At 53.7% G+C, this 505-nt stretch carries 1 pseudogene; it reads right to left on the minus strand.

From position 1 onward, the window contains the following. Positions 1 to 291 (minus strand): annotated as a pseudogene (locus FW764_RS28110) (hypothetical protein); the annotation flags it as partial. Positions 292 to 505: the final 214 nt, after the last annotated feature.

Consider the following 505-nt stretch of genomic DNA (forward strand, 5'->3'; position numbering starts at 1 on the left):
ATAAGCATAAGCAGGCCATTGATGCGAGACATCGCCCACCCAATCGGCAAACACACGCAGCATAAAGGCTTGGGCGCGGCGGTGTTGCTCTTCGTACTCAATCACTAATTGATGCCCACGGTTGAGAGCCGCATGGGTGAGATAGCCCTGATGGATGACGGCATCCTTCCAGCCTAGGATCGCCATGGCGGCCATCATATTGGTGGCGGTTTGGATGCTGTAGTTTTGGCGGCGTCGATCATTGCCTGCCGCTTTGGCAATAATGTCGAACTGACCCGCCCAGAAGAACAACTGCCAAATTCCTACTTGGTAATAGCGCAGCCAATGGGCCAATTCCAGAAGCCATTGCGGGTTATCTGGTGCGGTTGCCAATACCTTGTGGGCTCGTGTGACGGCCATCCATTCGGAGCTACTACGCGTAACGTTGTCACTATTCGGTACAGGCATTGATGGCTTCGCAAATGCATCGCCGCGCTCAACATATTCACGGATGCCATTCAACTCG

This window comes from Pseudomonas sp. 1152_12 (genome assembly GCF_052850675.1).